This is a genomic window from Pseudomonas allii (assembly GCF_055380095.1).
In genome coordinates this window covers 1,944,869-1,969,955 of the sequence record NZ_AP039450.1, presented here as the reverse complement: position 1 = coordinate 1,969,955, position 25,087 = coordinate 1,944,869, and the positions used below count along the sequence as shown (strand labels likewise).

27 protein-coding genes are annotated in these 25,087 nt (G+C 61.8%); 11 read left to right on the top strand and 16 right to left on the bottom strand.

Annotated features, from left to right (window positions below; translation table 11 throughout):
• Positions 1-25: 25 nt before the first annotated feature.
• Together ACZ445_RS09000 and ACZ445_RS08995 are read right to left on the bottom strand one after the other, a co-directional pair.
• Positions 26-397, bottom strand: coding sequence for a DUF805 domain-containing protein (locus ACZ445_RS09000; RefSeq protein ID WP_081049371.1), 372 nt, complete (start codon positions 395-397; stop codon positions 26-28).
• Between the two features lie 138 nt (positions 398-535).
• Entirely contained in the window at positions 536-1,450 is a 915-nt protein-coding gene (locus ACZ445_RS08995) for a DUF808 domain-containing protein (RefSeq protein WP_179030068.1), read from the bottom strand.
• A gap of 134 nt (positions 1,451-1,584) precedes the next feature.
• On the opposite strand from ACZ445_RS08995, the gene ACZ445_RS08990 reads away from it, so the two are divergent.
• Positions 1,585-2,190, top strand: a complete 606-nt coding sequence (locus ACZ445_RS08990) for a TetR/AcrR family transcriptional regulator (protein WP_058427897.1) — start codon at positions 1,585-1,587, stop codon at positions 2,188-2,190.
• A 131-nt stretch (positions 2,191-2,321) separates the two neighbouring features.
• Here ACZ445_RS08990 and ACZ445_RS08985 read toward each other — a convergent pair whose 3' ends face one another.
• Positions 2,322-2,762 (bottom strand): GlcG/HbpS family heme-binding protein, encoded by a 441-nt coding sequence (locus tag ACZ445_RS08985; RefSeq protein WP_179030483.1) that lies wholly within the window; start codon positions 2,760-2,762, stop codon positions 2,322-2,324.
• Positions 2,763-3,018: 256 nt separating this feature from the next.
• Here ACZ445_RS08985 and gcl point away from each other — a divergent pair, with 256 nt between their 5' ends.
• The 8 genes from gcl (at position 3,019) to ACZ445_RS08945 (ending at position 12,476) form a co-directional block, all read left to right on the top strand.
• Positions 3,019-4,794, top strand: coding sequence for a glyoxylate carboligase (gcl, locus tag ACZ445_RS08980; RefSeq protein WP_464705052.1), 1,776 nt, complete (start codon positions 3,019-3,021; stop codon positions 4,792-4,794).
• Positions 4,795-4,804: 10 nt separating this feature from the next.
• Positions 4,805-5,587 (top strand): hydroxypyruvate isomerase, encoded by a 783-nt coding sequence (gene hyi, locus ACZ445_RS08975; protein WP_058427900.1) that lies wholly within the window; start codon positions 4,805-4,807, stop codon positions 5,585-5,587.
• A 143-nt stretch (positions 5,588-5,730) separates the two neighbouring features.
• Positions 5,731-6,621, top strand: a complete 891-nt coding sequence (locus ACZ445_RS08970) for a 2-hydroxy-3-oxopropionate reductase (protein ID WP_058427901.1) — start codon at positions 5,731-5,733, stop codon at positions 6,619-6,621.
• A 208-nt stretch (positions 6,622-6,829) separates the two neighbouring features.
• A complete protein-coding gene (locus ACZ445_RS08965; protein ID WP_179030476.1) occupies positions 6,830-8,110 on the top strand; it encodes a glycerate kinase type-2 family protein in 1,281 nt (426 codons plus the stop codon).
• Entirely contained in the window at positions 8,100-9,515 is a 1,416-nt protein-coding gene (pyk, locus tag ACZ445_RS08960) for a pyruvate kinase (RefSeq protein WP_464708219.1), read from the top strand. Before ACZ445_RS08965 ends, pyk begins: the two co-directional genes overlap by 11 nt.
• Positions 9,516-9,634: 119 nt before the next feature.
• On the top strand, positions 9,635-10,510 hold the full coding sequence (locus ACZ445_RS08955) for an urea transporter (protein ID WP_464708218.1): 876 nt from the start codon (positions 9,635-9,637) through the stop codon (positions 10,508-10,510).
• Between the two features lie 31 nt (positions 10,511-10,541).
• Positions 10,542-11,366 (top strand): ion transporter, encoded by an 825-nt coding sequence (locus ACZ445_RS08950; protein WP_179029633.1) that lies wholly within the window; start codon positions 10,542-10,544, stop codon positions 11,364-11,366.
• Between the two features lie 105 nt (positions 11,367-11,471).
• Positions 11,472-12,476, top strand: coding sequence for a sulfate ABC transporter substrate-binding protein (locus ACZ445_RS08945; protein WP_058427906.1), 1,005 nt, complete (start codon positions 11,472-11,474; stop codon positions 12,474-12,476).
• A gap of 118 nt (positions 12,477-12,594) precedes the next feature.
• Here the strand turns inward: ACZ445_RS08945 and ACZ445_RS08940 are convergent, their stop codons facing one another.
• Positions 12,595-13,209, bottom strand: a complete 615-nt coding sequence (locus ACZ445_RS08940; RefSeq protein ID WP_058427907.1) for a DUF5666 domain-containing protein — start codon at positions 13,207-13,209, stop codon at positions 12,595-12,597.
• Positions 13,210-13,384: 175 nt separating this feature from the next.
• Between ACZ445_RS08940 and ACZ445_RS08935 the strand changes: the two genes are divergently transcribed.
• Positions 13,385-14,590 (top strand): MFS transporter, encoded by a 1,206-nt coding sequence (locus ACZ445_RS08935; RefSeq protein ID WP_058427908.1) that lies wholly within the window; start codon positions 13,385-13,387, stop codon positions 14,588-14,590.
• A gap of 2 nt (positions 14,591-14,592) precedes the next feature.
• On the opposite strand, the gene ACZ445_RS08930 is transcribed toward ACZ445_RS08935, so the two are convergent.
• The 3 genes from ACZ445_RS08930 to ACZ445_RS08920 all read right to left on the bottom strand — a co-directional run bounded on the left by ACZ445_RS08930 (position 14,593) and on the right by ACZ445_RS08920 (position 17,108).
• Positions 14,593-16,062 carry a M10 family metallopeptidase C-terminal domain-containing protein gene (locus ACZ445_RS08930; protein ID WP_240164137.1) on the bottom strand — a complete coding sequence of 490 codons (1,470 nt, stop codon included), beginning with the start codon at positions 16,060-16,062 and terminating at the stop codon, positions 14,593-14,595.
• Positions 16,063-16,504: 442 nt separating this feature from the next.
• Entirely contained in the window at positions 16,505-16,909 is a 405-nt protein-coding gene (locus tag ACZ445_RS08925) for a type II toxin-antitoxin system HicB family antitoxin (RefSeq protein WP_058427909.1), read from the bottom strand.
• Positions 16,875-17,108, bottom strand: a complete 234-nt coding sequence (locus ACZ445_RS08920) for a type II toxin-antitoxin system HicA family toxin (protein ID WP_464708217.1) — start codon at positions 17,106-17,108, stop codon at positions 16,875-16,877. The genes ACZ445_RS08925 and ACZ445_RS08920 overlap by 35 nt, the downstream gene beginning before the upstream one ends.
• A gap of 190 nt (positions 17,109-17,298) precedes the next feature.
• Between ACZ445_RS08920 and ACZ445_RS08915 the strand changes: the two genes are divergently transcribed.
• Positions 17,299-18,180, top strand: a complete 882-nt coding sequence (locus ACZ445_RS08915; protein ID WP_058427910.1) for a LysR family transcriptional regulator — start codon at positions 17,299-17,301, stop codon at positions 18,178-18,180.
• A 22-nt stretch (positions 18,181-18,202) separates the two neighbouring features.
• On the opposite strand, the gene phnP is transcribed toward ACZ445_RS08915, so the two are convergent.
• Genes phnP through phnG form a run of 9 tightly spaced genes read right to left on the bottom strand, consistent with a single transcriptional unit; the run spans position 18,203 to position 25,077 of the window.
• The gene (gene phnP, locus ACZ445_RS08910; protein WP_058427911.1) at positions 18,203-18,952 is read right to left on the bottom strand and encodes a phosphonate metabolism protein PhnP; all 750 of its coding nucleotides are present in this window, start codon (positions 18,950-18,952) and stop codon (positions 18,203-18,205) included.
• The gene (phnN, locus tag ACZ445_RS08905; protein ID WP_179030279.1) at positions 18,943-19,515 is read right to left on the bottom strand and encodes a phosphonate metabolism protein/1,5-bisphosphokinase (PRPP-forming) PhnN; all 573 of its coding nucleotides are present in this window, start codon (positions 19,513-19,515) and stop codon (positions 18,943-18,945) included. The genes phnP and phnN overlap by 10 nt, the downstream gene beginning before the upstream one ends.
• Positions 19,515-20,660 (bottom strand): alpha-D-ribose 1-methylphosphonate 5-triphosphate diphosphatase, encoded by a 1,146-nt coding sequence (locus ACZ445_RS08900; protein WP_058427913.1) that lies wholly within the window; start codon positions 20,658-20,660, stop codon positions 19,515-19,517. Before ACZ445_RS08900 ends, phnN begins: the two co-directional genes overlap by 1 nt.
• Entirely contained in the window at positions 20,650-21,372 is a 723-nt protein-coding gene (phnL, locus tag ACZ445_RS08895) for a phosphonate C-P lyase system protein PhnL (protein WP_058427914.1), read from the bottom strand. The genes ACZ445_RS08900 and phnL overlap by 11 nt, the downstream gene beginning before the upstream one ends.
• Positions 21,369-22,178, bottom strand: coding sequence for a phosphonate C-P lyase system protein PhnK (phnK, locus tag ACZ445_RS08890; protein ID WP_179030281.1), 810 nt, complete (start codon positions 22,176-22,178; stop codon positions 21,369-21,371). Before phnK ends, phnL begins: the two co-directional genes overlap by 4 nt.
• The gene (locus tag ACZ445_RS08885; RefSeq protein WP_179030278.1) at positions 22,139-22,981 is read right to left on the bottom strand and encodes an alpha-D-ribose 1-methylphosphonate 5-phosphate C-P-lyase PhnJ; all 843 of its coding nucleotides are present in this window, start codon (positions 22,979-22,981) and stop codon (positions 22,139-22,141) included. The genes phnK and ACZ445_RS08885 overlap by 40 nt, the downstream gene beginning before the upstream one ends.
• Positions 22,974-24,050, bottom strand: coding sequence for a carbon-phosphorus lyase complex subunit (locus ACZ445_RS08880; protein WP_464708216.1), 1,077 nt, complete (start codon positions 24,048-24,050; stop codon positions 22,974-22,976). Before ACZ445_RS08880 ends, ACZ445_RS08885 begins: the two co-directional genes overlap by 8 nt.
• Positions 24,050-24,640, bottom strand: a complete 591-nt coding sequence (gene phnH, locus ACZ445_RS08875; protein WP_058427918.1) for a phosphonate C-P lyase system protein PhnH — start codon at positions 24,638-24,640, stop codon at positions 24,050-24,052. The genes ACZ445_RS08880 and phnH overlap by 1 nt, the downstream gene beginning before the upstream one ends.
• On the bottom strand, positions 24,637-25,077 hold the full coding sequence (gene phnG / locus ACZ445_RS08870; protein ID WP_058427994.1) for a phosphonate C-P lyase system protein PhnG: 441 nt from the start codon (positions 25,075-25,077) through the stop codon (positions 24,637-24,639). Before phnG ends, phnH begins: the two co-directional genes overlap by 4 nt.
• Between the last annotated feature and the right edge of the window lie 10 nt (positions 25,078-25,087).

The following is a 25,087-nucleotide window of genomic DNA, read 5'->3' as shown; positions in this document are numbered from 1 at the left end:
ATTGGGTTACGGTAAGCCCGGTCTGTTAAGCATGTTCGACATCACGGCAAGGCAATCCGTAGTTATTCTCCAACTTGTCGCCTTTTCTAAGCAGTCGAATGGTCACAATTAATAAACCCACGAAGGGTAGCGCATACCACAGGATATAAGCGCCCGTCGTGTTCACATCGTGAAGCCGCCTAAATGTTACAGATAGCCGGGGGATGATCATAAGTACAACGTAAACACCTAGCGGGATATAAAACCACCTACTGTAGGCAACCCCGGCCCAGCCCGCTACTACAATTGAGCCGTACATCAGCAGCCAGTCTAAAACTGCAAACGCCCAATACTCCCTTCTACAAGCGCGCCCGCTGAAGTTGGCATAGTTTTTTATTGCCTGAAAACACCAGTGCATCCTTAACTCCCTACTCGATCCGTTTTCTTAGTGTGTATGCTCACGGGAAGGCACGCGATGCATCCTATAAATGCCTTGAAAACCGAACTGTAGGATTAAGCTTAAATAACTTTTCAGTCTGTATTCGATGCGAACTAATCAGCGCTTAACGGCTCGCCAGACTCTGCCAAATACTCGCACGACGACCAACACCACCGCCCCTGCAACAACCCCCGCCACCCCATTCAGCAGCGTCGGCACCAACCACGCCACCCCGCCTGCGCCCTGGCTGACCGTCTCGATCCAGTGATGCACCACCGGCACGCCGTGGGTGAGAATCCCGCCGCCCACCAGGAACATCGCCGCCGTACCGATCACCGACAGGCTCTTCATCATGTACGGCGCCGCGCGCAGGATGGCGCCGCCGACGCTGCGTGCCGCCTGGCCAGGCTTCTGAGTGAGCCACAGGCCCAGGTCATCCAGCTTGACGATGCCGGCCACCAGCCCGTAGACACCCACGGTCATAACGATGGCAATGCCGGACAGCACGATCACCTGCTGCATCAAGGGCGCATCGGCCACGGTGCCGAGGGTGATGGCGATGATTTCGGCGGAGAGGATGAAGTCGGTACGGATAGCGCCTTTGATCTTGTCCTTTTCGAAGGCCACCAAGTCGGTTGCCGGGTCCGAGACCGCCTCGACCAATTGCACATGTTGCGCATGGTCTTCGTCCTGGCTGTGCAGGAATTTATGCGCCAGCTTCTCGAACCCTTCGAAACACAGGTAGGCACCGCCGAGCATCAACAACGGCGTCACCGCCCACGGTGCAAACGCGCTGATCAATAAAGCCGCTGGCACCAGGATCAACTTGTTGACGAAGGAGCCCTTGGCCACCGCCCACACCACGGGAATTTCCCGCTCCGCACGCACCCCCGAGACCTGCTGGGCATTGAGTGCAAGGTCATCGCCCAGCACCCCGGCGGTCTTCTTCGCCGCCATTTTGGTCATCAGGGCAACGTCATCGAGTACCGCGGCGATATCGTCGATCAATACCAACAAGCTGCTTCCTGCCATGAATCGGGCTTCCGTAAGAGTGAGATGGCGCGAGCATAGCGCGGCGCAAGGCCCGACGGGCAGATTGTTGAGGCTCGCGGATGGCCGGTGCTACCATGCGCAACCGCCAGTCTTGGCAAGGAACCCTCTGGTTTATGAGCACCATTCGCGAGCGCAACAAAGAAAAGATCCTGCGGGCGGCGAGCGAGGAGTTTGCCGACAAGGGCTTCGCCGCGACCAAAACCAGCGACATCGCCGCCAAGGCCGGGCTGCCCAAGCCCAACGTCTACTACTACTTCAAGTCCAAGGACAACCTCTACCGCGAGGTGCTCGAGAGCATCATCGAGCCGATCCTGGCGGCGTCCACGCCATTCAATCCGCAGGGCGACCCCAAGGAAGTGCTGAGCAACTACATCCGTTCGAAAATCCGCATCTCCCGTGACCTGCCGTTTGCCTCCAAGGTGTTCGCCAGCGAAATCATGCACGGCGCCCCGCACCTGAGCGCTGATCAGGTCGAGCAGTTGAACGCCCAGGCCAAGCACAACATTACGTGCATCCAGGATTGGGTGGATCGCGGCCTGATCGCGGCGATTGACCCCAATCACTTGATGTTCAGCATCTGGGCGGCCACGCAGACCTACGCGGACTTTGACTGGCAGATCTCGGCAGTGACCGGGAAGGCCAAGTTGGATGAGGCCGATTACGAAGCCGCGGCACAGACGATCATCCGGTTGGTACTCAAGGGCTGTGAGCCGGACTGACAGGCTGTGGTGTCTGTGCCAATCGGGGGCAAGCCCCCTCCCACATTTAATGCTGTTCACAATTCAAGTGTGGGAGGGGCGGTGCGACGATTCGACTTGCCCCCGATGAGGCCCGAACAGTCAACGAAGCATCAAGCAGACACCCCGGCATCCGCCATCAACCCCACCCCTTCGATCGCCGTGATCGCACACTGCTCATCAATATCCGACGTATCCCCACTGATGCCGATCGCCCCCAGCACCACGCCTTCCTGATTCCGAATCAACACCCCACCCGGCGCCGGCACTACGCTGCCCTGCCCCAGGCTGTTCAACGCAGCGATAAACGCCGGCCGTTGCTGCGCGTCCAGCGCCAGCAGGCGTGACCCCTTGCCCAGGGCAATCGCGCCCCAGGCCTTGCCGATGGCGATCTGCGGGCGCAGCAGGCTGGCACCATCCTCCCGTTGCAGGGTAATCAGGTGGCCACCGCTGTCGAGTACCGCGATGGTCAGTGGCGCAGCCGCGTTGGTGCGCCCTGCAGCAAGGGCCTGACTGGCCAGTTGGGTGGCAATTTTCAAGGTTAAAGCGCTCATGGTGCCGTCCTTCTTTTGTTATTGGGAAAGCGGTGGAGGTCTGAATGATCAGATGCTCGATCCAACAAATAGAACACAATGACTTTATTTTTTGTATACAATATTTTCGCACAAAGGCTCCACACGTCGAAAAAAGCCGTTCCGACGAACGCAAAGGCCAGTTTATAAAATGCATTGACCTGCGCAGCCCGCCGTGAATACACTTTGGACAGACACCACTTGTATACAATTACAAAACGCAAGAGGCACCAAAATCATGAGCAAAATGAGAGCAATCGAAGCCGCCGTCCTCGTCATGCGCCGTGAAGGCGTAGACACCGCCTTCGGTATCCCAGGCGCCGCGATCAACCCGCTGTATTCGGCCTTGCAGAAGGTGGGTGGCATCGATCACGTCCTTGCTCGCCACGTTGAAGGCGCCTCCCACATGGCCGAGGGCTACACCCGCACCAAGGCCGGCAATATCGGCGTGTGCATCGGCACGTCGGGCCCGGCGGGCACCGACATGGTCACTGGTCTCTACAGCGCCTCGGCGGACTCCATCCCGATCCTGTGCATCACCGGGCAAGCGCCCCGCGCCCGCATGCACAAGGAAGATTTCCAGGCCGTGGACATCACCAGCATCGTCAAGCCGGTGACCAAGTGGGCGACCACTGTCCTGGAGCCCGGCCAAGTGCCGTATGCCTTCCAGAAAGCTTTCTATGAAATGCGCTCCGGCCGCCCCGGCCCGGTGCTGATCGACCTGCCCTTCGATGTGCAGATGGCCGAGATCGAATTCGACATCGACGCCTACCAGCCGCTGCCCCTGGCCAAGCCTTTGGCCACCCGCGTGCAGGTGGAAAAAGCCCTGGCCCTGCTGGACCAGGCCGAGCGCCCGCTGATGGTGAGTGGCGGTGGCGTGATCAACGCCGATGCCAGCGAGCTGCTGGTGGAGTTCGCTGAGTTGACCGGCATCCCAGTCATCCCGACCCTGATGGGCTGGGGCACCATCCCGGACGATCACCCGCAAATGGTCGGCATGGTCGGCCTGCAAACCTCCCACCGCTATGGGAACGCGACGATGCTCAAATCGGACGTGGTGCTGGGCATCGGTAACCGCTGGGCCAACCGCCACACCGGTTCGGTGGAGGTGTACACCGAGGGTCGCAAGTTCATTCACGTCGACATCGAGCCGACGCAGATTGGCCGCGTGTTCACCCCGGACCTGGGCATCGTTTCCGACGCCGGTTCCGCCCTGACGATGTTCATTGAAGTGGCCCGCGAATGGAAAGCTGCCGGCAAACTCAAGGATCGCAGTGCCTGGCTGCACGACTGCCAGCAGCGCAAGGCCACCCTGCACCGCAAGACTCACTTCGACAACGTGCCGGTCAAGCCACAGCGCGTCTATGAAGAAATGAACCAGGTGTTCGGCAAAGACACCTGCTACGTCAGCACCATCGGCCTGTCGCAGATTGCCGGCGCGCAGTTCCTGCACGTGTACAAACCACGCCACTGGATCAACTGCGGCCAGGCCGGCCCGTTGGGCTGGACCATCCCCGCCGCCCTCGGCGTGGTCAAGGCCGACCCGAGCCGCAAGGTGGTGGCGCTGTCCGGTGACTACGACTTCCAGTTCATGATCGAGGAGCTGGCCGTGGGCGCGCAGTTCAAGCTGCCGTACATCCATGTGGTGGTGAACAACTCCTACCTGGGCTTGATCCGCCAGGCCCAGCGCGGGTTTGAAATGGACTACTGCGTGCAACTGTCCTTCGATAATCTCAACGCGCCGGAACTCAACGGTTACGGCGTAGACCACGTGGCCGTCGCCGAAGGCCTGGGTTGCAAGGCCCTGCGTGTGTTCGAGCCAGGCCAGATCGCGCCGGCCCTGCGCCGTGCCGAGGCAATGATCGAAGAATTCAAGGTGCCGGTGATCGTTGAGATTATTCTGGAGCGCGTGACCAATATTTCGATGGGCACCGAGATCAACTCCGTCAACGAATTCGAAGATCTGGCCCTGGTCGGCAACGACGCGCCGACTGCCATTTCCCTGCTCGATTAAGGAGAACCCTATGCCGCGTTTCGCCGCCAACCTGTCCATGCTGTTTACCGAACAGGACTTTCTTGCCCGGTTCAAAGCCGCCGCCGATGCCGGGTTCCAAGGGGTCGAGTACCTGTTCCCTTACGAATTCAGCTCGGCTGAAATCAAGGCACAACTCGACGCCAATGGCCTGACCCAGGTGCTGTTCAACCTGCCGGCCGGTGACTGGGCCAAGGGCGAGCGCGGCCTGGCGTGCCACCCGGACCGGGTCGAGGAATTCCGCGCCGGGGTCAAGCTGGCCATCGCCTATGCCCAAGTGCTGGGTAATACCCAGATCAACTGCCTGGCAGGCATCCGGCCACAAGGCGTTGATGACGAAACCCTGGAAAAAACTTTCGTCGCCAACCTCAAGTACGCCGCTGAAAAACTGCAAGCGGTGGGCATCAAACTGGTGATGGAAGCGATCAATACCCGCGACATTCCAGGCTTCTACTTGAACAACACGGCACAGGCCCTGTCGATTCGCGAACAGGTGGGCAGTGACAACCTTTTTCTGCAGTACGACATCTACCACATGCAAATCATGGAAGGCGACCTGGCCCGCACCATGGCTGCGCACCTGGGCGAGATCAACCACATCCAGCTGGCGGACAACCCGGGGCGCAACGAGCCAGGCACCGGTGAGATCAACTACCGCTTCCTGTTCGAACATCTGGACCGCATCGGCTACACGGGCTGGGTCGGCTGTGAATACAAGCCGTTGACCACTACCGAAGCGGGTTTGGGTTGGTTGAAGACCCACAACGCGATCTAACAAACACCACGCAAACTCCATGTGGGAGGGGGCTTGCTCCCGATCGCGATGGGTCTGTCAGCACTGTTTATCTGACACACCGTCATCGGGGGCAAGCCCCCTCCCACAGTGGACTTGCGGTGTAATAAAAAGAGGATTTTTTCATGGCTAAAATCGGATTCATCGGCACCGGCATCATGGGCCAACCCATGGCCGCGAACCTGCAGAAAGCGGGTCACCAACTGTTCCTGTCCGAACACCATGGCAAGGCGCCGCAAGCGCTGGTCGACGATGGCGCCGTCGCCCTGGCCAACCCCCAACAGGTGGCTCAGGAAGCCGAGTTCATCATCGTGATGGTGCCGGACACCCCGCAGGTCGACGACGTGCTGTTCCGCAAAGATGGCGTGGCTGCGGGCCTGTCGCCAAACAAGGTAGTGATCGACATGAGCTCGATCTCCCCCACCGCCACTAAGGCGTTTGCCGCGAAGATCAACGAAACCGGCGCGCAGTACCTGGACGCGCCCGTGTCCGGTGGTGAAGTTGGCGCCAAGGCCGGCACCCTGAGCATCATGATCGGTGGCGAGCCGCAGACCTTTGAGCGCGCCTTGCCGCTGTTCCAGGCCATGGGCAAGAACATCACGTTGGTGGGCGGCAATGGCGACGGCCAGACCGCCAAGGTGGCCAACCAGATCATCGTCGCGCTGAATATCCAGGCGGTGGCCGAAGCCCTGCTGTTCGCCTCCAAGAACGGTGCCGACCCGGCCAAGGTGCGTGAAGCGCTGATGGGCGGTTTTGCCTCGTCGAAGATCCTCGAAGTGCATGGCGAACGCATGATCAAGGGCACCTTTGATCCGGGCTTTCGCATCAACCTGCACCAGAAGGACCTCAACCTGGCACTGGCCGGGGCCAAGGAGCTGGGGATCAACCTGCCGAACACCGCCGGCACCCAGCAAGTGTTCAGCACCTGCACCGCGATTGGCGGCGGCAACTGGGACCACTCGGCGCTGATCAAGGGCCTGGAGCACATGGCGAATTTCTCGATTCGCGATAAATAACCCCTGATGAGCTGCAGTCAAATGTGGGAGGGGCGGTGCGACGATTCGACTTGCCCCCGATAGCGGTGTATCAACCGACAAAAATGTTGAATGAAAGAATGCCATCGGGGGCAAGTCGAATCGTCGCACCGCCCCTCCCGCAATTTGACGCCATTCCAAACCTGAAATTGAAACACCTCTAATAACAAAAATCCCCGGGAGCCCGCTTATGTCGGTCGATCCGCAACACCTGCTTCGCGAGCTGTTTGCCACAGCCATCGACGCCGCACACCCCCGGCAAGTGCTTGAACCCTACCTGCCCGCCGACCGCAGCGGCCGCGTGATCGTGATCGGCGCCGGCAAGGCCGCCGCCGCCATGGCACTGGTCGTGGAGAACTGCTGGCAAGGCGAAGTCAGCGGCCTGGTGGTCACCCGTTACGGCCATGGCGCCCCCTGCAAAAAAATCGAAGTGGTCGAAGCCGCTCACCCGGTGCCCGATGCCGCCGGCCTGGCCGTGGCCCAGCGGGTGCTGGCACTGATCAGCAACCTCGGCGAAGACGACCGCGTGATCTTCCTGCTTTCGGGCGGCGGCTCCGCTTTGCTGGCCCTGCCCGCCGAAGGCATCACCCTGGCCGACAAACAGGCCATCAACAAAGCCCTGCTCAAATCCGGCGCGACCATTGGCGAGATGAATTGCGTGCGCAAGCACCTCTCGGCGATCAAGGGCGGCCGACTGGCGAAAGCGGCATGGCCGGCGACGGTCTACACCTATGCGATTTCCGATGTGCCGGGCGACCAGGCCACGGTGATAGCCTCCGGCCCGACGGTCGGCGACCCGAGCACCTCGCAACAGGCCCTGGCAATCCTCAAGCGCTACCACATCGACGCTCCCGCCTCGGTGCGCAATTGGCTGCAAAACCCGGCCTCGGAAACCGTCAAGCCCGGCGACCCGGTGCTCTCGCGCAGCCACTTCCAATTGGTCGCCCGCCCGCAGCAATCCCTCGAAGCCGTGGCGGTGAAAGTGCGCCAGGCCGGGTTCAGCCCGTTGATCCTTGGCGACCTGGAAGGCGAAGCGCGGGACGTGGCCAAGGTGCACGCCGGTATCGCCCGACAGATCGTGCAACACGGCCAGCCGCTGGCGGCGCCATGCGTGATCCTCTCCGGTGGCGAAACCACCGTCACCGTGCGCGGCACTGGCCGTGGCGGGCGTAACGCGGAGTTCCTGCTGAGCCTCACCGACAGCCTCAAGGGCCTGCCCGGCGTGTATGCCCTGGCCGGTGACACCGACGGCATCGACGGTTCGGAAGACAACGCCGGCGCCCTCATGACCCCGTGCAGCTACCGCCGCGCCGAAGCCCTCGGCCTGTCGGCCAGCGATGAGCTGGATAACAACAACGGCTACGGCTATTTCGCTGCCCTCGACGGGTTGATCGTCACCGAGCCGACGCGCACCAACGTCAACGATTTCCGCGCCATCCTGATCCTTGAGACTGCCCACCATGACGCCTGACAAGAAGGTCAAAATCCTCGCTACCCTGGGCCCGGCCACCGACGGTATCGACGACATCCGCGAACTGGTGGAAGCCGGGGTGAATATCTTCCGGCTCAATTTCAGCCACGGCGATCATGCCGACCATGCCCAGCGCTACCAGTGGATCCGCCAGGTGGAGCGCCAGCTGAACTACCCGTTGGGCATCCTCATGGACCTGCAAGGGCCGAAGCTGCGCGTTGGGCGCTTTGCCGAGGGCAAGGTGCAACTGGTGCGCGGCCAGGCCCTGCGCCTGGACCTGGACCCGACGCCGGGCGACCAGCGCCGGGTCAACCTGCCCCACCCGGAAATCATCGCGGCGCTGGAGCCGGGGATGGACCTGCTGCTGGATGACGGCAAGCTGCGCCTGCGGGTCATCACCAAGCATGCCGACGCCATCGACACCACCGTGCTCAATGGCGGCGAATTATCGGACCGCAAAGGCGTGAACGTCCCACAGGCTTTGTTGGAACTCAGCCCGTTGACCGCCAAGGATCGGCGCGACCTGACCTTCGGCCTGGAACTGGGCGTGGACTGGGTGGCGCTGTCGTTCGTGCAGCGCCCGGAAGACATTCGCGAAGCCCGCGAGCTGATCGGCGACAAGGCCTTCCTGATGGCCAAGATCGAGAAACCTTCGGCCGTGCAGCGCCTGCGGGAAATCGCTGAACTGAGCGATGCAATCATGGTGGCACGGGGCGACTTGGGCGTGGAAGTGCCGGCCGAGAGCGTGCCGCAGATCCAGAAAGACATCATCCGTATCTGCCGCCAACTGGGTAAACCGGTGGTGGTGGCCACGCAGATGCTGGAGTCGATGCGCTTCTCGCCGGCGCCGACCCGTGCCGAAGTCACCGATGTCGCCAACGCCGTGGCCGAAGGCACGGACGCGGTGATGCTGTCGGCGGAAACGGCGTCCGGCGAGTACCCGCTGGAAGCCGTGCAGATGATGAGCAAGATCATCCGTCAGGTGGAGAACGGCCCGGACTACCAGACCCAACTCGACGTCAACCGACCCAAGGCGGATGCCACGGTGTCGGACGCCATCAGCTGCGCGATCCGCCGCATCAGCAGCATCCTGCCGGTGGCGGTGCTGGTGAACTATAGCGAGTCGGGCAGTTCCAGCCTGCGCGCAGCCAGGGAGCGGCCGGTGGCACCGATCCTCAACCTCACGCCGAACCTGTCCACGGCGCGGCGCTTGAGCGTGGCATGGGGCGTACATTCGGTGGTCAATGACCGCCTGCGCCAGGTGGATGAGGTGTGTTCCACGGCGCTGGAGATTGCCCAGGCACAGGGCATGGCGGAGCGCGGGGATACGTTGGTGATTACCGCGGGAGTGCCGTTCGGGCAGCCGGGGTCGACCAACTCGCTGCGTATCGAGACGTTGATTTAGCGTCTGCAAGGCCCTCATCGGGGGCAAGCCCCCTCCCACATTTGAATCTGTGAACCCAATCAAGTGTGGGAGGGGGCTTGCCCCCGATGGGAACGACTCGGTCCCACTGACTAACCACCATGCACAACCCATCCTGCCCCGACTGGGCCGAAGCCCTGCTCAACGGTTTCAGCCAGATCTTCCTGCAGCGCCAGCCGCTGTGCGGCCTGCTGTGCCTGCTGGCCATCCTGATCGGCGCCCCGGCCTGGTTCGGCGGAGCGTTGCTGGGTGGCGTGGCGGGATTGCTCACGGCCCAGCGTCGCGGTTATCCCAAGGCCGAACGCCAGGCCGGCCTTTACAGCTACAACGGCGTGCTGCTGGGCTTATTGATCAGCCAGCACTTCGCCTGGTCGGCGTTGCTGCCGCCGCTGATCCTTGCGTGCGGCGGACTGGCGGCGATGTTGACACGGCAATGGTTGAAACACGCCGACCAGCCCAATGACTTGCCCGCTTACACCGTGCCTTTTGTCGGCCTGGGCTGGTTGTTGCTGGGCACGGTGCCGGAGAACACGTTTGCCCTGAGCGAACCCGACACCTTGGCTATCCTCACCGCGCCTTTTACCGGGCTCGCGCAGGTCATGCTGCTGGATCAACCGTTGGCGGGTGCGCTGATTGCACTCGGCCTGTGGCTGGCCAACCGCCGTGCCGCGGTATGGGCGCTGATCGGCGCCAGCGTCGGTGTGCTGCTCGCGCTGTGGCTGGACGAACCCGCCAGTGCCCTCCTCGGCCTGCACAGCTACAACCCGGCGTTGGCGGCTGTGGCATTGAGCCAGGTGCGTCGCCAACCCTGGCTGCCGCTGCTCGGCATCCTGCTGGCGATCCTCCTTACACCGGGCTTTGCCGCCCTGCACCTGCCCGCGTTGACCGCGCCGTTCATCCTCGCCTGCTGGCTGGTGCGCGCCGCTGCTCGAGTGCTGCAGAAACCTCGCATGGACAGCCCCTTCGAATCACCCTAGGCTTGCTCGATATTCGATTCAGGCGGGCTTTATGGACAGCAACAACGACTGGCGCCAGCGGCTCTACGTCATGGTTTTTCAAAGTGACACGGTCGCCGGGCGGCGCTTTGACGGCATCCTGCTGCTGATCATCCTCGCCAGCCTGGTGATCGTGATGCTCGACAGCATCGACCAGATCCACCAGAACTACGCTGACGTGCTGGCGTATATCGAGTGGGGCTTCACCCTTATCTTCCTGATCGAGTACGGGCTGCGGCTGTACTGTTCGCCCAAACCCCTGCGCTACGCCTTCAGCTTTTATGGGCTGGTGGATCTGCTCGCCATCGTGCCCGGCATCCTCGCGCTGTACTACAGCGATGCACAGTACCTGTTGATCATCCGCATCATCCGCATGCTGCGGATTTTCCGCGTGCTCAAGCTCAGCCCCTACCTCAAGCAGGCCAACTACCTGATGGCGGCGCTGCGCGGCAGCAAGCAGAAGATCGTGGTGTTCCTGGTCAGCGTGTGCACCCTGGTGACGGTGTTCGGCACCTTGATGTACGTGATCGAAGGCCCGGAGCACGGTTTTACCAGTATTCCCAAGGGCATCTACTGGGCCATCGTGACCCTGACGACGGTGGGCTTTGGCGATATCGTGCCCAAGACCCCGCTGGGCCAGGTGATTTCGTCCCTGGTGATGATCACCGGTTATTCGATCATCGCCGTGCCCACCGGTATTTTCACCGCCGAACTGGCCAGTGCCATGCGCGGTGAGCAATTGCACCATGACTGCCCGGTGTGCAAGAAAGACAGCCATGAGCCGAACGCTGCATTCTGTTCACGCTGCGGCAGTAATCTTTTCAAGAAAGTGGAATAAGCAAAGTTCGTTTTAATCTTTAAGCGTCTATGCGACGCCAGCTATAGTCGCTGGCAAATTGCCCCCACTCAATCAGCAACCTTCTCGAACAACAAGGAATGAGCAGTGAAAAAACTCGTTAGCGCCTCCCTTCTGGCCGCCGGCCTTGCCCTGGCGGGCGCCGTCCAGGCTGCCCCCGTCACACTGCTCAACGTCTCCTACGACGTGATGCGCGACTTCTACAAGGACTACAACGCGGCGTTCCAGAAGCACTGGGAAGCCGAGCACCCGAACGACAAGCTGACCCTGCAGATGTCCTTCGGTGGCTCGAGCAAGCAAGCGCGTTCGGTCATCGACGGCCTGCCCGCCGACGTGATCACCATGAACATGGCCACCGACATCAACGCCCTGGTCGACAACGGCAAACTGGTGCCGGACAACTGGGTCACCCGCCTGCCGAACAACAGCGCGCCGTTCACCTCGGCCACCGTTTTCATCGTGCGCAAGGGCAACCCGAAAGCCCTGAAAGACTGGCCAGACCTGTTGAAAGATGGCGTGCAGGTGATCGTGCCCAACCCGAAAACCTCGGGTAACGGGCGCTACACCTACCTGTCGGCCTGGGGCTATGTGCTGAAGAACGGCGGCGACGAAAACAAAGCCAAAGCCTTTGTCGGCAAGCTGTTCAAACAAGCCCCGGTACTGGACACCGGTGGCCGTGCCGCCACCACCACGTTCATGACCAACCAGATCGGCGACGTGCTGGTGACCTTCGAGAACGAAGCCGAGATGATCGCCCGTGAATTCGGCCGTGATCAATTCGAAGTGATCTACCCAAGCGTCTCCGCCGAAGCCGAGCCACCGGTGTCGGTGGTCGACAAAGTGGTCGAGAAGAAAGGCACCCGCGTGGCCGCCGAAGACTACCTGAAGTACCTGTGGTCGCCGGAAGGCCAGGAAATCGCGGCCAACAATTACCTGCGCCCGCGTGATCCGGCAGTGTTGGCCAAGTACACCGACCGCTTCCCGAAAGTCGACTTCCTGTCGGTGGAGAAGACCTTTGGTGACTGGCGCACCGTGCAGAAGACCCACTTCAATGACGGTGGGGTATTCGACCAGATCTACAGCGGCCAGTAATTGATAAATGTGGAGAGGGGCTTGCCCCCGATGGCGGTGTATCAGCCGGTTTATCCGCTGGCTGACACACTGCTATCGGGGGCAAGCCCCCTCCCACATTTGGCTCTGTATTTGGCCGTTACATCGGTGGTGTCACGCCATCCTTACCGGCGGAGATCGCCTGGGCCGTGATCGTCCCATCCGCGCCCTGCGCGGCAAACAGCACCACCTTTACCCCCGGCTTGAGCAAGCTGCGGTCACCCGGCTCCAGGTTCACGATCGGCACATCTTCCGGCACCACGATCTTCTGCTCGCCGCCTTTGTATTTCACCGTCAGCGTGCGCCCGTTGCTCACCACCAGGTCGCCGACGGTGCCGTTGGTCATGCTGCTGCCTTCTTTCAAATCAAATGCACGATGCCCGTCGCCCGTGCCGGCCATGGCCGGCGGGAACACGTGCACTTCCAGCGCGGTCAGGCTGCCGTCGTCGTTGGGCATGGCGGCCGAGCCGATGTAGCTGCCCGGTTTGATTTCATCAATTTTGGCCAGGGTGACCGCACGCACCTGGGTGTCTTGGGTCAAGTGCACGACAACCTCCTCGCCGCTGTTGACCTTGACGTGCATCGCATCGCCGTCCATCGCCGTAATGGCGCCGCGCACGCCCACTCGCGGGGCTTCGGCAGCCTGGGCCAGGCCCACGGCCATGGCGGCGGCGAGCGTGGAAGCCAGGAGCATCTTGTTCAACGTGATCTTCATTGCAATGGATTTCCTGTTTCGGCAGTGGTGCCTGAATGTATCATCAGCCTTCGCGCAGAAAGTTAACGATTCACTCATCATTACCGGGCATGAGTGTTATCACTGCCAGCGGCCTACCCGGGCTACGGTGTTGTCTTTAGGCTCGCCCCACTTCCTTCGCTTTTATGAGAACACCATGAACGCTACTTCCCACGCTACAAGCACCATGACCCGGAGCATGGTGATGCTGTTTGCGTTTTGCTGCGGCGCCATCGTTGCCAACATCTACTACGCGCAACCCATCATCGAGCTGATCGCGCCGGACATCGGCCTTACGCCGGCCATGGCCAGCCTGATCGTCTCGCTGACGCAAATCGGCTACGCCCTGGGGCTGTTTTTCCTGGTGCCCCTGGGCGACTTGCTGGAAAACCGCAAACTGATGATCGCCACCACCGTCATCGCTATCGCCAGCCTGCTGGGCGCAGCGGTCACCGAGCAGCCGAACCTGTTCCTGCTGGTGTCGCTGCTGATCGGCTTCAGTTCGGTGTCGGTGCAGATCCTGATTCCGTTGGCTGCGCACCTGGCGCCCGCCGAATCACGGGGCCGTGTGGTCGGCAGCATCATGGGTGGCCTGCTGCTCGGCATCCTGCTGGCACGGCCGGTGTCCAGCGTGGTCGCGGACCACTTCGGCTGGCGTGCGATGTTCATGGCGGCGGCGGCGTTGATGGCGTTTATCAGTGTGGTGTTGATGCTGACCATTCCCAAGCGTCAGCCGGATCACTCTGCCAGCTATGGCCAACTGCTGCGCTCCCTCGGCACCTTGCTGCGTGAACAACCGGTGCTGCGTCAACGGGCGTTCTACCAGGGCTGCATGTTCGCCACCTTCAGCCTGTTCTGGACCGCCGCTCCACTGGAACTGGCGCGTAACCACGGCCTGAGCCAAAGCGAGATCGCCCTGTTTGCCCTGGTCGGTGCGCTGGGTGCCATTGCCGCACCCATCGCCGGTCGCCTGGCCGATGCCGGTCACACCCATCGCGCTTCGCTGCTGGCCATGTTATTCGCCGCGTTGAGCTTCCTGCCGGCCTTCGTGCATCCGTTATACAGCGTGATCGGCCTGGCCGTGACCGGCGTGGTCCTGGACTTCTGCGTGCAGATGAACATGGTGCTCGGCCAGCGCGCGATCTACGCCCTCGACGCCAACAGCCGCAGCCGCCTGAACGCGCTGTACATGACCAGCATCTTCATCGGCGGCGCATTCGGCTCGGCGATTGCCAGCAGCGTGTATGAACACGGCGGCTGGCTGGGTGTGATGCTGGTGGGTAGTGCATTCCCGTTGGTGGCATTGCTGCGTTTTCTGAGTGTTTCCCGTGAGGATTCGGTGGGCTTATTGGATAAATCTTGAACTCACCTGAACCATCCGGATAACCAGTTCGCGAAAAGCGAGATTCCTGAAGCTATCTGTTTGCCCACCCGCTCACCAAACCAAGACGCAGGCCCAGGCGTCGTATTCGGATCCGGCTGTGAAGTTGAGTCAGGCGCAGGATCCGGGTCCGGCTCCGGCTCCGGCGTGAGCTCAGCCGTCTGATCGGGCATCACGGCTGCGGGCTCCCCGTTACCGCTCCAGATCACATCCTCCTGTTTGATTTGACCATGGCTGCTGATCAGCAGGTCAGCCGTGCCGTTGCCCGTGGTATCCACGGCCAGTGTGGACCGCCCGGTTGTGGTGCCATGACTGAGCACCGCGTCGCCGGCACGCCCGCTGAAGCTATCCATGAAGTTCAGCGACGTGAGCCCTGCCTCGCGCAGTACGCCGGCCACATCGATTTTGTCGCTACCGCTGGTGAAGTCCTGAATAAAATCGGGAGCCTGGGGTGTTGAGTCGCTGACGCGGGCGTACACGAATGTGTCGGCGCCGGCACCGCCGCGCAACGTGTCGCTGCCGCCAGCCCCTTTCAAGCGGTTATTGGCGCCGTTACCCGTCAACACATCGCTGTTGGAACCGCCAATGGCGTTCTCCACGATCACCCCCTTGGCGATCGACACATTCCCCCGCAGCCCACCCACATCCGAAAACGCTTCGGCATTGAGGTTGATGTTTTGTTTATCGGCAAAGCCGGAGAAATCCAGGGTGTCCTCACCACCGCCATCCCAGACGCTGAACACGGGCTTGTCGCGGGCGCTCCTGAGGCTGTAGTGCTCACGCTCGGTGTTGGAATTGAACCCATAGACGGTGTCGGTGGCACGGGTGCGCGTATTCGCTCCGTACAAGCGCTGGAGCGCGGCGATGTCGTCCATCATGGGGGCAGCGGGTTGCTGTTCGTTGAAGTCATGCCCCGGTTGTTTGCGCTCCGACCAATAGCTCATGACACTGCGGGCCTTGGTGTCCTGCGCATAATCGGCATTGGCCTCGTATGTGCCGCCACCGTTGTAATTGCCCGGATGTTCCAGGCCCAAGGTATGCCCCAACTCATGGACCAACAAAGACAAGAAATGACTGCCCATTTCAGGGTTGGCAGCTGCGCCTCCCGTCCCCACATTCGCCGTTACGTTTGACTGGTACTGATTGGGATAGGCCGCCCAGCCTGACCAGGAACCCGGCACGCCCCTGATGACTATGCCGCCATCCGTAGGGGCACTGTTTTCGACAAAGGAGATGTTGGCGACATCGGCATAGGCCTTCAATGCCTGCCTGGCGCGCTCTTTCTGGGCCGAGGTAAAGCTCCCGGAAAAACTAAAGCCCACCACGACTTTATTATCCCGGTCCCGATCATGAAACTTGAAGTTACCTCGAGTGATATGTTTGGCCGCCTGCGCGGTGTCGAACGACTGCTTATTGCTTGTCCAGTACAAGGCGTCGTTATCAGAAGCTGACAAGAGTGAATGCAGCGGGTGCGCAGTGAATGGTTGTGACGTTTGCCTGACAGGAAAGTGCATGACGATGAATACTCTGAACAGTGAAGAGCCATTCGTCCATGTATGAAAAACACCAACGCTGACCAGTCCATTGGCAGGCCGTTGAAATTCTCAAATCAATGGCCCACTCGCCAGCGCTAATTCTTTTCAACAATACTTGATAAACACGCCTGTAAAGAAAACACACTAAACCCCATAACAATCTAACTACCCCGACACATCAACAACATTATTAAGTTGATTTTTCGAGGAAAAAATCTTGTAAAACACACCTATAACTCAATCAAAATCTTAATTTCAAACATCAAGAAACTGACTCAAACATGCCTGGAAAAAAGCGCGCAAAAAAAACCGCGCTCATCCGACAACGTACACGGCCAACCCCTGACACCGCCTGATCGCCCTAGGACCGCACCAATTTTTCCAACGCCGCGTCCGCGAGGAATGACGAGCGGCTTTTGACCTTGTGCTCCCGTACATAGCGGTCGATGCGCTGGATGACATAACCGGGCAAGGTCACATTGACCTTCTCGGTTTTGCCCAGGTAGGGCGTGACGTCCAACTCCAACATGCCCCAGCCCATCCCGGCGTAGTCCTCATGGGCATGATAGTGGGCGACCGACGTTGGCATCGGAATGGTCCCGCCCTCTGCGGCGATCTCTTGCAGCATGATGTGCGCAACTTCCACTGCCGCGTTGTAGGCCTCTTCAAAACTGTCCCCGGCGGTGACTGCGCCTGGAATATCGGGGATCTGGATACCGGTGGCGGTGAAGTCATCGCCCCATTCGATACAGATTGGGTATTGCATGAATGCTCTCCTTAAAAATCAAACAGCCGGCGCGTTTCCTGATGCTTCTGACAGTACCCAACGGCAGGTCCTTCTTGGGATGCGGTACCGGGATTGTGTACGAGCTATAGCGATGGGTAAAAATGTGATGACTGCCCGTGACCCGATCCAACATCCAACCCGCCTCTTGCAGTTCCTTGATCAATAGCTTGCTGTGCACCCTCGCCTCCTTGGCTTGGCTTGAATAAAAGTAACCCTAGAGTTATCTTTACTCAAGCACAAAATACGTATGCCTGACTGACGGCTGTTTTACCGAATATTGAAAACTCACCGGCGCAACACGGGAAACGCATGACACCGCTAGCCCAGCGCCTTAGGCTTGAGCGCCGCCCAGCCAACAGGAACGCCCGATGGACCGTCTCACTGCCATGGAAACCTTCGTTCACGTCGTCGAGACCGGCTCCTTCTCGGCTGCTGCCAAACGCCTGGGCATCGGCCAACCCGCCGTTTCCAAAAGCATCGCGCAATTGGAAGCCCGCCTGGCGGTGCGATTGCTGCTGCGCTCGACCAGGGGCCTGACCCCCACCGAGGCAGGCCTGGCGTTTTTCGAGAAAGCCAAGAGCGCCATTTTCGAAGCCGATGAAGCTGACGAAGCGGCCCGTGGCGCAGGCGCCGGGTTGACGGGCAACCTGCGCGTCAGCGCCGGCGTGACATTTTCCCGCATGCGGATCATTCCTAACCTGGGACCGTTCCTGGACCAACACCCCGACCTGAACATCGACGTGTTGCTCGACGACCGCCTCCTCAACCTGGTTGAAGACGGCATCGACGTCGCCCTGCGTATCGGCAACCTGAGTGACTCCGGCCTCACTGCCCGCCGGCTTGGCCAAAGCCCGAGCCGGGTGTTTGGTACACCGGCCTACTTCGAACGTTTCGGCGAGCCACAAAGCCCGGCGGATATCCTCAACCACCAGGCGGTGATCTACAGCCTCGGGGAAAGCCCGCTCTGGTCGTTCAAACAAGGCCCGCACGAACATGCGATAGCCGCCCGTGGGCGCTTGCGGGTCACCTCTTCCGAAGGCTTGCGCGCAGGCGTGCTCGCCCACCATGGCCTGGCGATGACGTCCGAGTGGATGTTCTCGCCGGAATTGGCCAGGGGTGAGGTGAAAGCCGTGTTGACCGACTGGGAACTGCCGCCCAAGGATCTGTGGGCGGTATTGCCGACGGGTCGAATGCCAAGTGCCAAAGCCAAGGCATTTATCGAATATGTTGAAGGGTTACTGACGAAGTAGTGTTCTGTGGAACCGTAGGCGTTCAGATGACCCGGCCATCCCAGCCGACCGTGACATGCCGTGGCAACTCGCGGCGATGCTCCAGCAGCCAGGCATCCAATGTGTGCCCGACATGGGTCAGCACGCCCAACTGCGCCCCCGTTTCCTCGATGCTCTGCAACGCCAGCGTCAGGTCATTGTGATTGCGCGGTGCCTGCGGCTGTGGCGGCATGGAGCAATCCAGCACCAACACATCCAGGGGTTCGCGTTGCAGCCAGGCCAGGGTCGCAGGCGGCAGGCCGACGGTGTCGGTGAGGTAGGCGATGCGTCGCCCCTCGCCTTCCAGCAGGTAGCCCAGGGTTGGTTTGGAATGCTGCAACGGCAACGCGGTGACGCTCAGTTCGCCAAACTCCCGGGTTTCAAATTCGCTGAATGGCTGGCTGAAATCCAGGATGCCCGGATGTTTGTACAGATCGGACAAACCTTCGGCATCCACCGGCCCGTGCACCGGAATCACCAGCCCTTGCCCCCAGCGCAGGTGCAACAGACCCTGGGCATGATCAGCGTGGTAGTGGGTCTGGAAAATCCCGTTGAAACTACGCGGCGGGAAGCGTTCGGTAAGGTCGGGCAAACCGCTGTCGATCAACCAGCGCTGGTCGCCACATTCGATCAACGCGCTGCACGGGCGTCGGCGCAGTCTGGTATCGCTGCGCGCCAGACCACACGCGGCGCACTCACAGCCATACACCGGGACTTGCCGCGCGTCACCGGTGCCGAGCAAGGTCAGGCGCATGCCGAGTGCCCGTGATCGAGGCAGCACAGCAGGCGCTCGACCGTATGCTCCAGCGGCCCGGAGTTATCCAGTACGAACAACCCCGCACCGTTGCCGGCGATCAGCTCGGCGGTGAACCGCGCATTACGCGCCAGGCGCGCCTCGATATCCGCCAGCGTCTCACGTCCTCGTGCAATCAAGCGCTCGCGTAGCACCGCCTGATCCACGGTCAACAGCAACACCAGCGAGGTCGGGTAGCGTTCGCGGGTCTGCGCCAGGTGTGCACGGGAGCCGTTGACCAGTACGTCGTCCCCCGCCGCCAGCCAATCGTCGATCTCCCTGGGAATGCCATAGGACAAACCATTGGCCTGCCAACTGAGGGCAAACGCGCCCTCGGCCCGCATCGTCGCAAATTGCTCGGGGCTGACGCCCTGCGCCGCTTCGCCCACCGCTTCCGCCGAGCGGGTGATAACGCGGCGCACAATGCGGCAACCGCGCTCGGCCAAGCGTGGGCGTGCGGCATCCAGCAGGCTGTCCTTGCCCGAGCCGGACGGCCCGATGAGATAGATCAACCTGCCTGCCATCAAAATACCCTCTTCGCTTGTCGCCATACTTGTTGCACTACAGGCAGCCCTTCGCGGCTGCGCGCCTGGACCAGGTCGGCGCGCAGGCCGAGGGCAATCTCGCCACGGTCCTTCAGCCCTGCCGCTTGCGCAGGCGCCAGGCTGATCATCTTGACCGCCCGCGACAGGTCGCCGCCGTCTTGCTGGTCAGCCAGCACAAAGGCCGCCTGCAACAGGCTGGCCGGGTAGTAGTCACTGGAAAGTATATCCAGCAAGCCCTTGGCCGCCAGGCCGGCGGCGGCCACATTACCCGAGTGCGACCCGCCGCGCACCACGTTCGGCGCGCCCATCAACACTTTCATGTTCAACGCCTGGCAGCCCTTCGCCGCCTCAAGCGTCGTGGGGAATTCAGCGATGGTCATGCCATAGCGTGCCGACTCCTGCACATGGGCCAGCGTCGCGTCGTCGTGACTGGCCACCGACAAACCACGCGCCAGGCAATGCTCGACGATAGCCGCACGGTAGCGGTCGCTGTAGGCCAGGGAATTGGCCTTTTGCAGCACGATGAAGGCGTCCATGGTTTCGTCGTTCAGGTGGTACTTGCCCATGTAGTACTCACGGTACTTGGCTTCAAGCACAAACTGGCGCTGGCCCGGCGAATGGTCCATCACCGACACCAGTTGCACCAGCGGGTTTTCCACCAGGTCGCGGAACACACTGAGGGTGTCCGGGTGGCACAGCTCGCAGCGCAGGTGCAGGTGGTGCTCGGCGCGCGTCAGCCCGGCACCTTCTGCCTGGGCGATGGCATCGAGCATCGCCGGCAGTTTTTTCATGCGGTTGCCCTTGGGGTTCACGTCGCCGATGGACACCGCATCGAAGACGGTGGTGATGCCCGCCGCGATAATCTGCGCATCGTGGCTGAGCACCGCCGAGGTCGACGGCCAGTCCACGCCGGGGCGCGGGGTCATGTGTTTTTCCAGGTTGTCGGTATGCAGCTCCACCAGGCCCGGCAGCAGGAAATCACCGCCCAGGTCCTGGGCCTGGGGCAATTGGCTGCGGCCTTCGGCGAGGTCGACGATCTTGCCGTCACGCAGCACCACCGAGCCCAGGAACATGCGATCAGCCGTGACGACCTGGGCATTACTGAGGATCTGTTCAGCGGGCATGGGCGTATTCCTCTTGGACAACAGGCGTGGGGGTCATGTCGAAATGGCGGTCGGCTACCGCTTCACGGGCGGCGCGGTCGTGGAAGATGCCGATCAATGCAGCGCCGGCAGCCTTGGCTTCGTTCATCAGTTCCAGCACCACCTGGCGGTTGTGGTCGTCCAGGGAGGCGGTGGGTTCGTCCAGCAGCAGCACCGGCCAGGCCACCATGAAACCGCGGGCGATGTTGACGCGCTGTTGCTCGCCCCCGGAGAAGGTGCCGGGCGCCAGTGGCCACAGGCGCTGGGGGATGTTCAGACGGGTCAGCAGGTGTTCGGCGCGCTGTTGTGCATCGGCTTTCGACCCGCCTCGGGCCAACGCGGGCTCCATCACCACATCCAGGCACGCCACGCGGGGGATCACTCGCAGGAATTGGCTGACGTAGCCCAGGGTCTGTTGGCGCACCTGCAGAATGTCGCGGGGCTCGGCGCCCACCAGCTCCAGCCACTCGCCGGCATGGCGCACCCGAATGCTGCCACCGGCCGGTAGATAGTTGCCGTACAGGGTGCGCAGCAAGGTGCTTTTGCCCGCGCCGGATTGACCGTGCAGCACCAGGCATTCGCCGCCCTGCACGCTGAATGCCACGCCGCGCAGCACATTGAGTACTACACCGTTCTGCTGATGCAGGGTGAAGGTTTTCGAGAGGTCACGGACCTCGATCAAGGCATTTGTCATGGCTGCAATACCGAAGACACCAGCAGTTGAGAGTAAGGGTGCTGTGGATCGTCGAGGATCTGGTCGGTGAGCCCGGTTTCCACCACCCGCGAGCGACGCATCACCATCAAGCGGTCGGCCAGCAGACGCGCCACGGCCAGGTCGTGGGTGACGATCACCACCGCCAAGTCCAGTTCACGCACCAGGCCGCGCAGCAAGTCGAGCAGGCGCGCTTGCACCGACACGTCCAGGCCGCCGGTGGGCTCGTCCATGAACACCAGGCGTGGGCTGGAGACGAGATTGCGGGCAATTTGCAGGCGTTGCTGCATGCCGCCGGAAAAGGTGCGTGGCAGGTCGTCGATGCGCTGTGGGTCGATCTCCACCTGCGCCAGCCAGTCCAGACCGGCGCCACGCAGTTGCGCGTAATTACGCACGCCCTGGGCCATCAGGCGCTCGCCGATATTGGCGCCGGCCGACACGCCCATGCGCAAACCGTCACGCGGGTTCTGCTCGACAAAGCCCCACTCGGTGCGCAGCAAGGTGCGGCGTTCGGCTTCACTGGCGCTGTAGAGGTCAAGCCATTCGCCGTCCTGGCTGCGATAGCCGATGCTGCCGGCCTGGGGCGGCAGGCGCCCGCTCAGCAACGAAAGCAAGGTGGATTTACCCGAGCCGGACTCGCCGACAATGCCCAGCACTTCGCCGGGGTACAGATCGAAGCTCACGCCCTGGCAACCCTTCTCCGGGCCGTATAGCAGGGACAAGTCGCGCACTTTTAATAACGGCTGGCTCACTGGTTGTTCTCCTTCACCCGCTGGGCGCAATACCACGTGTCGGAACACACAAAACTCTGGGTTCCGGCGTCATCCAGAATCAGCTCATCAAGGAACGATTCATGGCTGCCGCAGATCGCGCAGCTGTGCTCCCACTGCTGCACTTCGAACGGGTGGTCCTCAAAGTCGAGGCTGGTGACCTGGGTGTACGGCGGCACCGCGTACAGGCGCTTTTCGCGACCGGCGCCGAACAGCATCAGCGCCGGGCTCATGTCGAGCTTGGGGTTGTCGAATTTGGGGATCGGCGACGGGTCCATCACGTAGCGTTCATCCACCGTCACCGGGTAGGCGTAGGCCGTGGCGATGTGGCCGAAGGTGGCGATGTCCTCATACAGCTTCACATGCATCACCCCGTAATCATTCAGGGCGTGCATGGTGCGGGTCTCGGTTTCCGAGGGTTCGATAAAACGCAGCGGCTCTGAGATCGGCACCTGGAACACCATGATCTGGTTCGCCTGCAAGGGCGTTTCCGGGATGCGATGGCGGGTCTGGATCACCGTCGCTTCGGGGGTCGCTTCGGTCGTGGCGATGCCTGCGATGCGCGCAAAAAAGCGGCGGATCGACACCGCGTTGGTGGTGTCATCGGCGCCCTGGTCGATGACCTTGAGCACGTCATCGTCCCCCAGGATCGCGGCGGTCAATTGCATGCCGCCGGTGCCCCAGCCGTAAGGCAGCGGCATCTCGCGACCACCGAACGGCACCTGGTAACCGGGGATTGCCACGGCCTTGAGCAAGGCGCGGCGGATCATGCGCTTGGTCTGTTCGTCGAGGTAGGCGAAGTTGTACGCGGCGTCATTCATGGCTCGGGACCTCGGCCGGTTGGCGCAGTTTGCGGATCAGTTCCAGCTCGGACTGGAAGTCCACGTAGTGCGGCAGTTTGAGGTGGGAGACAAAGCCCGCGGCCTCGACGTTGTCGCAGTGGGCCAGCACGAACTCTTCGCGCTGGGCGGGCGAGACGATCTCTTCGTTGTACTCCTCGGCGCGCAGCGAGCGGTCCACCAGCGCCATGCCCATGGCCTTGCGCTCGGCATGCCCGAAGGCCAGGCCGTAACCCCGCGTGAACTGCGCCAGTTCGGTAGCCGAGCCGACAAACTGGTTGACCATCTCGCATTCGGTCACCTCGATGCTGCCCAGGCAGATGGGGAAGCCCAGTTCTTCAGGGCCGATCCACACCTCCACATCGCCGATACGAATCTCCCCAGCAAACGGGTGGTTGCGGCCGTAACCACGTTGGGTCGAGTACCCCAGCGCCAGCAGAAAACCTTCGTCGCCACGGGCCAGCGCTTGCAGGCGCTCGGCGCGGCTGGCCGGGTATTCCAGCGGGTCGCGGGTAATGTCGTCAACGTGGGCGTTGTCGTCGGTTTCGGTCTTGATCAGGCCTTCTTTGGCGAGCAGGCCGAGCACCCGTGGGCAGTCTTCCAGCGTCGCCTCCGGCGCGGTCTGCGGCCCTGGGTAGTCACCTTCGGCCAGCAGGGCGAAATCCAGCAGGCGGTGGGTGTAGTCGAAGGTCGGACCGAGCAGTTGGCCGCCGGGCAGGTCCTTGAAGGTGGCGGACAAACGCCGACTCAATGTCATCCGGGCGGTATCGATCGGCAAGCTCGGGCTGAAGCGCGGCAGCGTGGTGCGGTAGGCGCGCAGCAGGAAGATCGCTTCCACCAGGTCCCCCGCCGCTTGCTTGATCGCCAGCGCGGCGAGTTCCTCGTCGAACAGCGAGCCTTCAGTCATCACCCGCGCCACGGCCAGGGGCAGTTGCTCGCGGATTTGCGTCACGCTCAGTTCCGGAATCGCGGTGTCGCCCCGGCGTTTTTTCGCCAACAGGCGGTGGGCATTGTCGATGGCCTGTTCGCCACCTTTGACGGCTACGTACATCAGGCATGCTCCTGTGCGATGCGGCTGCTGCGCGGCAGGCCGATCAGGTGATGGCCGGCGGCAAACAGCACGTCCAGGCCACGGGGAAAGGTTTTGCGCCGTTGGCGTTCCTGCCAGAAGGCCTGCGGCACCGGGACGTGCACCTGGCGCTGGGTCTTGATGCCTGGGCCGCGCCAGAGCAGGCCATGGCCGGACTCCAGGTCGGTGAGCTGCACGAGCAAGGTGCAGGACTGGTCGGGGTAACGGTCGTTGCCGTGGTCGAAGCCGCTCAGATCCAGCAGGTCGTGTTCACCGAGCAAGGCGAACACCGCGTCTTCGCGATTCGACGTCAGCGGGCAACCGCAGTGGAACGCCAGGTTGGCGCGGATCAGCGGCGTGTCGAAGCTCGGTGAAAGCCACAGCGGCGTGTCCACGTCCAGCAGTGCCAGGCACAAGGCGTACGTCGCCGGCGCCAGGCCGTCGAGGTATGGGGCGGATGGCAGGTGCTGGATCAACCCCGGTTCGGCCAGGGCCTTGAGCGCGGCGCGAAAACCGCGTTGGGCATCCAGTACCGGGTCGACAAACGCCGGCTGCAACAGGTGCGCATTCATCCGTTTTCTCCTCGCACGAGGGTGAAGAACTCGACTTTGGTGGCGGCGGTGTCCGCCTCTTTTTCAGCACGACGCCTGGCCTGGGCGTTCGCCAGGGCAGTGATCAGATCGCTGAGCCAGAGACTCGGCTGCGTGCCTTGCAGATGGGCGTCGGCCAGGGCGGCCAGCTCGGCATGCACCTTGTCGCGCCCGGCCAGGTAGCTGTAGCCGGTGCGGCCATCGGCCAGGCGCACCACGCAGCGGGTCACGCTCATTTCACCGACGTTGAACGGCGCACCATTGCCGCCCATGCGGCCGCGCACCAGGGTCATGCCGATTTCCGGGGCGCGAATGAGCTGGTACTCCGCGTCCTTCAAGGCCGCTTCATGGGGTTGCAGTTCACTGAGCTGGGCGCGGGCCAGTACGCCGATCCACTGTTGTCGCGGGGACAGGTTCATCAGGGTCTCC

Bases quoted from the DNA above. Each gene is read 5' to 3' on its own strand.
- phnL (WP_058427914.1), bottom strand. From the start codon at position 21,372: ATGACAAATGCCTTGATCGAGGTCCGTGACCTCTCGAAAACCTTCACC.
- ACZ445_RS08885 (WP_179030278.1), bottom strand. From the start codon at position 22,981: ATGAATGACGCCGCGTACAACTTCGCCTACCTCGACGAACAGACCAAG.
- phnG (WP_058427994.1), bottom strand. From the start codon at position 25,077: ATGAACCTGTCCCCGCGACAACAGTGGATCGGCGTACTGGCCCGCGCC.
- ACZ445_RS08995 (WP_179030068.1), bottom strand. From the start codon at position 1,450: ATGGCAGGAAGCAGCTTGTTGGTATTGATCGACGATATCGCCGCGGTA.
- pyk (WP_464708219.1), top strand. From the start codon at position 8,100: ATGACGCCTGACAAGAAGGTCAAAATCCTCGCTACCCTGGGCCCGGCC.
- hyi (WP_058427900.1), top strand. From the start codon at position 4,805: ATGCCGCGTTTCGCCGCCAACCTGTCCATGCTGTTTACCGAACAGGAC.
- ACZ445_RS08900 (WP_058427913.1), bottom strand. From the start codon at position 20,660: ATGCCCGCTGAACAGATCCTCAGTAATGCCCAGGTCGTCACGGCTGAT.
- ACZ445_RS08970 (WP_058427901.1), top strand. From the start codon at position 5,731: ATGGCTAAAATCGGATTCATCGGCACCGGCATCATGGGCCAACCCATG.
- ACZ445_RS08990 (WP_058427897.1), top strand. From the start codon at position 1,585: ATGAGCACCATTCGCGAGCGCAACAAAGAAAAGATCCTGCGGGCGGCG.
- ACZ445_RS09000 (WP_081049371.1), bottom strand. From the start codon at position 397: ATGCACTGGTGTTTTCAGGCAATAAAAAACTATGCCAACTTCAGCGGG.
- ACZ445_RS08955 (WP_464708218.1), top strand. From the start codon at position 9,635: ATGCACAACCCATCCTGCCCCGACTGGGCCGAAGCCCTGCTCAACGGT.
- ACZ445_RS08935 (WP_058427908.1), top strand. From the start codon at position 13,385: ATGAACGCTACTTCCCACGCTACAAGCACCATGACCCGGAGCATGGTG.
- ACZ445_RS08950 (WP_179029633.1), top strand. From the start codon at position 10,542: ATGGACAGCAACAACGACTGGCGCCAGCGGCTCTACGTCATGGTTTTT.
- phnN (WP_179030279.1), bottom strand. From the start codon at position 19,515: ATGGCAGGCAGGTTGATCTATCTCATCGGGCCGTCCGGCTCGGGCAAG.
- ACZ445_RS08880 (WP_464708216.1), bottom strand. From the start codon at position 24,050: ATGTACGTAGCCGTCAAAGGTGGCGAACAGGCCATCGACAATGCCCAC.
- phnH (WP_058427918.1), bottom strand. From the start codon at position 24,640: ATGAATGCGCACCTGTTGCAGCCGGCGTTTGTCGACCCGGTACTGGAT.
- ACZ445_RS08965 (WP_179030476.1), top strand. From the start codon at position 6,830: ATGTCGGTCGATCCGCAACACCTGCTTCGCGAGCTGTTTGCCACAGCC.
- ACZ445_RS08985 (WP_179030483.1), bottom strand. From the start codon at position 2,762: ATGAGCGCTTTAACCTTGAAAATTGCCACCCAACTGGCCAGTCAGGCC.
- phnP (WP_058427911.1), bottom strand. From the start codon at position 18,952: ATGCGCCTGACCTTGCTCGGCACCGGTGACGCGCGGCAAGTCCCGGTG.
- ACZ445_RS08940 (WP_058427907.1), bottom strand. From the start codon at position 13,209: ATGAAGATCACGTTGAACAAGATGCTCCTGGCTTCCACGCTCGCCGCC.
- ACZ445_RS08925 (WP_058427909.1), bottom strand. From the start codon at position 16,909: ATGCAATACCCAATCTGTATCGAATGGGGCGATGACTTCACCGCCACC.
- ACZ445_RS08915 (WP_058427910.1), top strand. From the start codon at position 17,299: ATGGACCGTCTCACTGCCATGGAAACCTTCGTTCACGTCGTCGAGACC.
- gcl (WP_464705052.1), top strand. From the start codon at position 3,019: ATGAGCAAAATGAGAGCAATCGAAGCCGCCGTCCTCGTCATGCGCCGT.